The sequence below is a fragment of the Caloranaerobacter azorensis DSM 13643 genome, from assembly GCF_900129995.1.
In the GTDB taxonomy this organism is placed as follows: domain Bacteria; phylum Bacillota; class Clostridia; order Tissierellales; family Thermohalobacteraceae; genus Caloranaerobacter; species Caloranaerobacter azorensis.
In genome coordinates this window covers 37,203-47,034 of sequence record NZ_FQXO01000014.1, presented here as the reverse complement: position 1 = coordinate 47,034, position 9,832 = coordinate 37,203, and the positions used below count along the sequence as shown (strand labels likewise).

General features: G+C 30.7%; 3 protein-coding genes. All 3 read right to left on the bottom strand.

What is annotated here, in order from left to right; translation table 11 throughout:
• A partial coding sequence (locus tag BUB51_RS03625) for a hypothetical protein (RefSeq protein WP_200791882.1) occupies positions 1–221 on the bottom strand: 221 nt, incomplete at its 3' end.
• A 395-nt stretch (positions 222–616) separates the two neighbouring features.
• A complete protein-coding gene (locus BUB51_RS03620; RefSeq protein WP_073195577.1) occupies positions 617–3,298 on the bottom strand; it encodes an S-layer homology domain-containing protein in 2,682 nt (893 codons plus the stop codon).
• Between the two features lie 164 nt (positions 3,299–3,462).
• A complete protein-coding gene (locus tag BUB51_RS03615; protein ID WP_073195575.1) occupies positions 3,463–9,738 on the bottom strand; it encodes an IPT/TIG domain-containing protein in 6,276 nt (2,091 codons plus the stop codon).
• Between the last annotated feature and the right edge of the window lie 94 nt (positions 9,739–9,832).

Genomic DNA, 9,832 nt, shown 5'->3' with positions numbered 1-9,832 from the left:
GGAGTAGTTCCCCTAAATAGTGCTCTCATTATTTCATAATTAGTTAACAACCTAAAATCTCCGATGTTTTGTTTATAGTCTTGATTAAGGAGTATTATATACATGTTTTCAAAATGTCTATACTTGTAAATATAATCTATAACCTTTGATTTGAATTTTTTGTCTTTTATTCTCATTTTATATGTTCTTATATTTTTATTTCCGGCTATAGATTTACTCATTTCCTTTTAACTCCCTCTATAATCTTCCTTAACTACTTTTTTGAATTTATAATTGTTTTAAGGTTTTTATAAGTTTTTATAAATATTTTGTAACTGTTAATTAGCCCCTCTTTTGAAACTAGTACTTGGTGCTAGTTTCAAAAATTTAAAATTTAGAATGAAAAATGTAACAAAATCTTCGATTTAAATAAATCAAATCAAGGAAGATTTTGTTGAAATCCACTACGGAAATTATATACAAAATTATCCACAAATCAAAGCTGTTTATAACGACTCTGGCATGCAAACATGCCAGACAAAGTTTCAATAAAATCAACATTAAATTTTAAAAATATAAGATTTTATTATAATTTCCTTTGGATTATAAAATATATTAATTTTTCAATTTTACATTATCATCTAACCACCACTATATATCCGACATTATTGTTTCTCAAGATATATAAACTATCACCTATTTGTATATCATTAATAGTTACGTTGCGTCCTTCTTTTATAATCAATGCTTTACTTACATCTAAATTAAATGTCGCAGGATTAATATTCCAAATATCTTTAAGCTGATTCCAGTCTTTAATATTCTTTAGAGAAATTAGTTTTGAAAGTTTATCCACATTATCCACATCCGCTACTGTGATTATTTTTGGTCTAGTTTTCTTATCCACAATATTCATTGCTATTGCCATAGAATCATATTTAACAACATAAGCATATTTCCCATAATAACTTTTTACTGAATGTTTACCTTTCAAAAATCTACTTTTAATAAAATCAGATACTGGAACCTCTACAGGACTGCTTCCCCTTGTATCTAAAATCCTCGTATCTTCACTAATATCAAAACTTATTTGTCTTGTAGAAAAATCCCAATCATTATCTTCTAAAATATCATAATCATCAAGTTCAAATTTATACTGGTCTATTTCATCAATTCTTCCTCTATATATAACAAGCCCTGAATGCGGTATATTTTCAACTGAAATTAATGCAGCTGTATATTTATCTTTTCCTTGAGATATTACATAAATATTATCTCCTTCATTTAGATTATATGGATGAACTACTCTTCCATCTTTTATGATTATAGTCTCTTTATCGTCATAATAAATCTCATTATAATCCACTTTTATTTTATTTTGTCCATAGGCAATATTCTGGATTGAATTATAATAATCTCTTTCATATCCATTTTTCAATATAATCTTAAACGCTGCTTCTCTGCCGTATTTTTCATCAGTAACTAAATATACTTCTTTCCCTAAATACTGCTTAAGATTTTCCTTGGAAACATTCAATCCATCAGAATAAATTTCTACATCAGAATTTAAAGGTATTTTAATATTTTCATCTTTATAAAGCCACTTTGCATGTTTATAGTAATATACATCATTTAGAATAATCTCATTTCTGCCTAAGTTTACAAAATTTAATTTCCCTTTAAAAATATTTTTAAACTGCCTTCCATCTGTATAGACACTAACTTTTATAGGTACATTCCCTTCATATTGGTCAAACTCAAGTTTTACTATATCACCTTCCTTTATACTATTTAAATTAATACTAACATCTCCTTTTATTACTGGAACATACGGTTTAATAGTAAACTCATATTTACTGTTATCTTTCAATAAAGTCAATTTATTATCTCGACTATCGATATAAAGAACTTTCCCAACAAATATTCTATCTCCTGGATGGATATATCCTTCCTTTTCAATATCTATATATCCATTTATCTTTGTTACCTTTCCGCCACTAATTGTCAATGTTACATCCTGTCCATAGAGTAAGTCATTTAACTCGGCCTTATTATCATTTACTCTTATATCAACTCCAGGAATTATATTAAAACTATGAATACCTTCTGAATAGTCTTTAATCGTAATTTGATTATCTCCAACCTTTTCTACCGTTCCCTCTAGTAGTATAGGTATATCATTTAAAACCTCGACAAAAACGACATTATTTTGAGGATTAATATAATACTTTATATAGTCATATTCACTTAATTCATTATGTTTAGCTATCTTCCCATTTTTATAGACTAAAAATCCTCTGTCATAGATATCTGTTTCAGATTCTTGAGTTATAAAATTTAAAATATTATTTTTATCATCTCTTATCCTAAATATCTTTTTTTCGATAGTAGTATTCTCATCTATTTGATAATTTTTATCTATTCTCTCCACTAACCCAGTTCCTATTTTATATCCCTGTTTAAGTAAAAAATCTTCAAATATATTATCTAATAATTTAGCCATTTCTGCCCTTTTAAGATGACCTTTAGGATTAAAATATCCCCTGTCATCACCTTTCATTATCCCTCTTTGTAATAAAGCCTCTATGATAGGTATATTTTTAGTTTTTATTTTCTTCCAATCTTTTAAATTGTATATTTTCTGCTGCGATTGACCATAAATTGGTTTTAAATTTAAAACTCTAGATACCCATATAGCCACCTGCTCTCTATCTACGGGTTTCTTCCATGTATACTTCTTTTCTATCTTTTCTCGTAATTGGTTTTCTATATTCTTTATCTGATTATCAGTTAGATTTGGATTTGTTTCATATGAAACTATATTTTTTTCAACTTCTAATTCCAAATTATTTTTTTCTTCTTCCGTTAAAGTTAGAATATTATCCACTTCTTCTTGAGTAATTATATTGTTTTGAAGTGCCGCATCGATATATCCTCTCGACCAATAGTCATTTGGAGTAAGAATTTTGTAACCTGCTGTGTCTACATTTTTAATAGAATCTTCACCTAATATTTGAGCTTGAGAACTAAGTCCTAATAGCCTTACTAATAAGGCTATAGCCTGTTCTCTTGTCAATGTACTGTCAGGGTAAAATTTGTTATATCCATCTCCTTTTATTACTGAAAGACTACTCATTCTGTATATAGAGTCCTTTGCCCAATGATTTTTTATATCTGTAAAGTTAATATTGTTATATAGCTCATTATAAGTGGGCAAACCTTCATAAGTATTCGTTTCCTGCCCTGATAGTGCATAAGATATCGAAGCTATTGAAATAGTCATCATTACTATCATTAGCAGAGCTATTGTTTTCTTCATTTATAACACCTCGCTTTGAACTAGGCACTAGACTATAGTTTAAAATTTAAAATGTAAAATTATTTTATAGTCGATAGTCGAAAGTTAATAACTATTAACCATCGACCATCGACTATTATCTATCAACTCCTAATTTTTAATTTTAAATTTTCAATTTTACATTATTATTTATACCTTACTACAAATTTACCTCCTTTATTTATTCTACCCTGAACACAATAAACCCATTTCATACGATCATAGTCAAATACTTGATAGGTTGAAGATTCATACTCATCAATTTTATTTTTTTCAACATTAACTACTCCTAAATGCATTCTTTCTTTTTCTAGATTTTCTTTATCTACAATGAGTGATATGTTCACATAGCTATACATCTCAAATGGTATAACGTCTTTTCCCTCTTGAAGCATAAATTGTATCTTAAATACATCTGTTAAAAGTTTCTCATTTCTTTCAAGCTTTTTAGATAGCATATGCTTTTCCGATTCAGGTATTCTAGTTACTACAACTTTAACATTAGAATCGTTATCTAGACTCCTTATACCTTTATTTATCAAACCAGTTCTAAAACTATAAAACGGCAAATTCAAATATATTTCACTAGACATTAGAGCTACTCTTCCAGAATCACTCATTATTGTTTTCAATGGTATAATTAATTCTATCTGCTTAAAATCTTTATAATTTTTATCGGTTAGGCTTATTGTATACTGACCTATCGTATATTTTTCTGGTAATAATACTGAAATATTACCTGCCGAATTCTTTATTACACTTTTAGTAGTTATCGATTCATCATCGTATTTGCTATCTCCTTTGTCTTCTTTTGAATCTAAAGTGGTAGCATGTGCATACGCATAATCCTCTGATTCTCCATACTTATTTACAGCCCATAACTTAAAATAATATCTAGTATCTTCTTTTAAATCTTTAATATAATATTCAAGTTCAGAAGTTTCTGCTAAAAATTTGTACTCATCTTCCCCTTTTTTCTTACCAAATATTTTATATCTCTCTGCTCCTTCCACTGAATCCCATTTTAAAACTATAGAACGCTCATGTCCAGGATATGCAGAGAAACCTGTAGGCTCTGAAGGTATAGGTAAAATATATTTTAAACCTCCAACTGCTACAAAAGAACCACCATCCGTATTTTCTACCTTAATATCCTTGTATCCTAATTCCCCTTCTGGAGTTACTATTTCTACCGTATTTTCATCTATATACTTTACATCTTTAACTTCTTCTCCATCGATATATACTTTTATACCCTCCATAAACATGCTACCTTTAATTGTAACCTTTTGTCCTCCTGTAAAGTGTACTTCATCAGGTTTTATATATTCTATAGTTGGATTTGAATAATAAGTAAATCCATTATTTAAGACTACTTCACCTAAAGCCGACTCGTTTCTAATGAATATGTCTACAGGCCCTAGAATATCGCTTGGCGGTGTTATTACAACCAATTTTTTGTATGAAGATTCTTCTAAAACCACCGTTGCTTCCCTTGTCCCAATCCTTACTGTAATATTCTCTATTCTAAAGTCATTACCCATAATAGTAATTCTGTCGCCACCGGCTGCACTTCCTCTATTTGGAGTAACTTCCTCTATTACCGGATTACTTTCTTTCGTTCTGTATACATAATATATTGGCAGTCCTTCTTTAAGAGATGAATCAGCAGTTCCACCATCTTCATTGATAACTATAATACGTAGTGGCTTATTTATGTCTATTTCTCTTCCTTTAGGAGACTTTACTACTATTTTATCGTCATCATTACTTCTCGATATTATTTCTGCCTCCTCACTGCCGACCATTACTCTTACACCTTTTCTAAAATCACTACCCTCAATAGTAAATGTTAGCCCTCCATCTATTGTAGATTCTACAACATAATAATCTACTTCTTCAGAATCTGCCTTATAAACAGGTCTTTTTGGCTCTATATTAGTAATTACCGGACGACTGTTAGGACTTCTTACCTCTATTGTGCCTTCTCCTGTACCTCCGTCTATATTTACAACTTTTACTTTCTTTTCTCCTATTGTATCCTGTGGAGGAGTTACAACGATTAATGTATTCTCATCTACATATTTTACTTTTGGAGATAATCTCCTCGTAACTATAAGTTTGTCGTCCTTGAGTTCTATCTTTATACCTTCTAATTTCGTTTCATCTAGTCCAGTTGGTAAGGTTACTATTCTAGTCTGTCCTTCTTTAAGATTAAAAGACATTTTCTCTTCATTATCCAATCTTATAAATACATTATTTTCAGCTTCTACATCTCTATTATCATACTCAACCTGTAAGTTCCCAACCTCTACAATCCCATGACCACCTACAATAGGTGTATAATCATATTCGTCTCCGAATACAACCTCTAAATCTATGTTTTCTGCGCAAAAATAATTACTAGGATTTATTTTACTTCTGTCGATAAAGTTTTTACCCAAAATAGTTAATTCTGTACCGCCTAATTTTGTAACAGTATCGGGTGTTATACTAGTTATTTCTGGTTTAGACCTTTCATAAGTAAATCCGTCTTTAAATACGAATGTACCTGCATCTGGATTAACTAATATAACATCTACTGTACCGGGCTTAAAATATGGCGGAGTTTTAACTATTAATACTTTATAGCTAGAATATTGAACATCTAAAGCCTCTATCCCATTAAAATATACTCTTGGTAGAGGTTCTCCCTCGTCCCATTTACCATTACTGTTTAAATCTGAATATCTAAAGTCATTACCTATAATGGTTATAGTATCATAACCAGCAGTTGAACCTACTTGTGGGTCTATCTTTTCTATATTTGGAAAACTTCCCGGTACTCTAAATGTAAATCCATTGCGTTCTGTAGCAGAACCTCCATCAGAGTTCACAATTGTAACCGGCACAGAAACTCTGTCGGTAATCTTTTCATCTATTTCATAGCTCGGTGTAGTAACAAATATCTTAGTTCCATCTCCATTTACTATTGGATTAATACCTTTCTTTTCTCCAAAATATACTTCAATTCCTTCCATAAAGTCTGTACCTTCTATAGTAACTATAGTTCCGCCATCTTTAGAACCTTCTTTTGGAGATATTGAAGTAATAGTAGGATTACTTTGAGGTTTCAAATAGTTAAAACCATCTTTCACAGTAAACTTGGCTGTATCCGGATTTACTACCGTTACATCTTTAAGTCCCAAAGGCAAATTATCAGGAACTACTACCCTGATTGTTTCTTTATCTATAACGTAAACATCCTCTATTACCACATTATTTTCATCTATTACATTAGTTTGAATTTCATAATCATTAAATAATACTCTAGTGCCACGTTTTTCGTCTTCATCTTGTGAATCTGGACTAGGCAGTACAAAATCGTCCCCTTTAATAATTACTTCTGTCAATGGTCCTCCATGAGATGGTGCTATCGTTTTTATGATAGGATTAGTACAAACTCTAGTATATGTGTAGTATCCTTCAGCAGTACCGCCATCCTGATTTATTACTTGCAAAATCTTTTTACCTTCTGTCCCTCTCGGAGTGATTATAGTTACCTCTATAATATTATTCTCTCCTGATGTACTCCTCTCTACCTTCTCAACCTGTGCTTGTTCGCCATCTATAGTGACTATGACAAGTATTTCTTGAGGATCATAGTCAAAATCTTTACCTGTTATTACTACTCTCTCTCCTCCTGATATATTACCTTTATCTGGCTTAATAGATATTATTTCTGGTCTACTTTCAGGCTTTCTATATTCAAAAGCATCCTCCACTCTATTAATACCACCATCTGGATTTATAATTATGATATCTCTATAACCTCCATTATCTTCATTCACAGAAGGCATCCTAACTACCATTCTGTTTCCTAATCTATCTTTAACCCCATCTAATTTGATGAGCTTATTATCCTTTTCTGTCGTTATTTCTAATACTTCTCCCTTATACTTAAGAATTGTATCTGGACTGCTGTAATGAGCATTTTTTATTTCTTGTGTTGTTATACTTTTAGGAACAACATATACATAAGGTTTTTTAATAGTTGTCTCTCCATTTTGATCAGTTTCCGCTATAGATAAAAACATATCTCCTTTTATAACAACTATAGGATTTTTAAAAATAACTTGCCCATCCTTTGTATAGTTAGTAGAACCATAGCTAGGCACTACTTCATCTATTATAGGTGTAGAAATATATTCAAACTGTCTAACTTCTAATTCTCTATCAGTATAACTTCCCTCTTCTATAAATTCAGCTATTGTCTTTGTTCTTCCGCCATCTGCATTTTTTACTAAAACTGTAACAGCACCTAATTCTTTTATGTCTGGTACAACTACTTCTATTCTATTTATTGTTTTTCCATTTAGAGCCCCTTGTAAAGTATCAACTGCAACTACTTGTCCCTCATTTCTTGGTACTAAATATTCGTCCAGAAGTTTCCCATCTTCTTTAAAGAAATATACCTTTGCATCCGGTCTAAAATCTAGACCATATATATATATCGTACTTCCAGCAGGTCCTTTAGCCATTTGTGAATTATCGTCTATCAAAGGTAATCCATTTACTTTATACAAGTACACACTCTTAAGTTCTGGTGCACTTGGAACAGGTTTATATATAAACTGTCTTGAAGCTATTTCCTTTTCTGTGAACTGGTCTATAATTGTACCATCATTTTTATTCTCATCATACGTAGATGCATCTATAAATCTAGTTGTTATTTCAACAGAAATATCAACAGGAGTATCTACCCTAGGTTTTAATGCAACCTGTGGCGATTTAACTCTTAAAACCTGCTGCCCTGTATCTTTATTTATTATAGTAGGAACAGATTGTCCATTTTCCTGAATTGTTTGTATTTCGGCTAATTCTCCACCAAAATATACTTTAACAGTTCTAACTCTAATTACATCTACTAAATCGCTAGTTCCTGGTTTGGGATAATCCTTAATTACATCACTCACTAATGTCAGTACTTTACTATCTTCAGATAATGTGAATTTCTTTTCATCAGAAACTATATCCCCATTGTCATCTTCTCTTGTTCTTTGAAAATTAATACCTGTTATAGATACTAAATCCCCACCTGTTTCGTATCCTTCAGTTGGATTTATATCTATAACTACTAATGAATTCCCTACTTCTGTATATCTGTATCCCTTTTCCAAAACAAATTCTCCATTGTCGACAGGATTAATTACCTTTACATCAACAGCTCCAATTGTATCAGATGGTGGGGTTACTGCTTTTAAAACTGTTTTACCATCTACACTCATTTCCTTATCGAGTTCAACATTAGTTGCATAATTTTCACCAAACATTATCTTCATATCAGGAGTTAAATTTGTACCAACTATTCTTACTTCTGTTCCCCCCTGTTTTGTACCTGCATTCGGTGTAATAGCATATACGGTAAAAGGGGTCGGAGATGGTAAAACTTCTAATTCATCTACTAGAGTTACCGCTGTTTTTTGAACTTTGTTCACAACTTTTACATTTTGAAATTGATTAGTAGCTACTTGAGGAACTTTAATATTAATCTGATTAATAGTCGCCGCATCTACAACTGCTTCTTTCTCTCCATTTTCATCTCCAATATATACACTTAAATCAGTAGTAGGAAAATTCGTACCATATATAGTTAATGTGCTGCCTATATTAACTTTTAAATTTGAAAGCTGTGTAATATCATGTTCTGCTAATGCAATAATTTGCTTACTAGTAGATGAACCCCCGAATTTATTTTTTATAGTTATACTGTAATTGTCCCCATAAACAAAATTTTCTGGTAGCTTTGCCTTTATATAACCCTCGCTTTGATAAATAACTCTAGCTGCCATCGTACTTTCTTTATTTTCTAATTCAACATAATCTTCAATATTGTCATTATTTCCGGGTAAATTGAAATTGAAACCATAAATCTCTAAATATGTTTCTTTACTTCTTTTTACTGAACCATCAGGATTTTTTATTATATTCCCATCTGTATCTCTTTCAATTTTTATCTCTGTATTTGTAATAACTTTCCCTATACTAGGATCTTTTACATATTCGAAAGGTATGGAAGCTGCTCCCCAACCTGTTCTACTTATAGATAAATAAGCTCCACCTATGTATCCATTTGAATCAGGTATTCTTATCCTAATCTCACTATCATTAATGGATAATATACTGCTACTATCAAGATTAGTAATCTCACTTTTCTTATCATACATTATCTTTATACTTATTTGTTCAGCATCATTACCAAATCCTGTACCAGTAACGGTTACAATTTTACCATTTCCAGCAGAAACTTTATTTGGAGTTATAGAATCTATACTTAAAGTATTCTCTGAATAACCTATCATATCTAAATATGGGACATATGTAATTGTAAGTATCACAACTAAAATTATAGAAAAAATCCTTTTTAATCCGTTCATTACCATACCCATACCTCCGAATCTTTAATGTCATCTTTATATTATATCGGCAAAATACTATAATTTCTTAAATGGTATTATATTACAAGCATTGGGCTGA

What these genes read in the sequence shown, in the direction of transcription:
- BUB51_RS03615 (WP_073195575.1), bottom strand. Translation starts at nt 9,738, where the DNA reads ATGGTAATGAACGGATTAAAAAGGATTTTTTCTATAATTTTAGTTGTG.
- BUB51_RS03620 (WP_073195577.1), bottom strand. Translation starts at nt 3,298, where the DNA reads ATGAAGAAAACAATAGCTCTGCTAATGATAGTAATGATGACTATTTCA.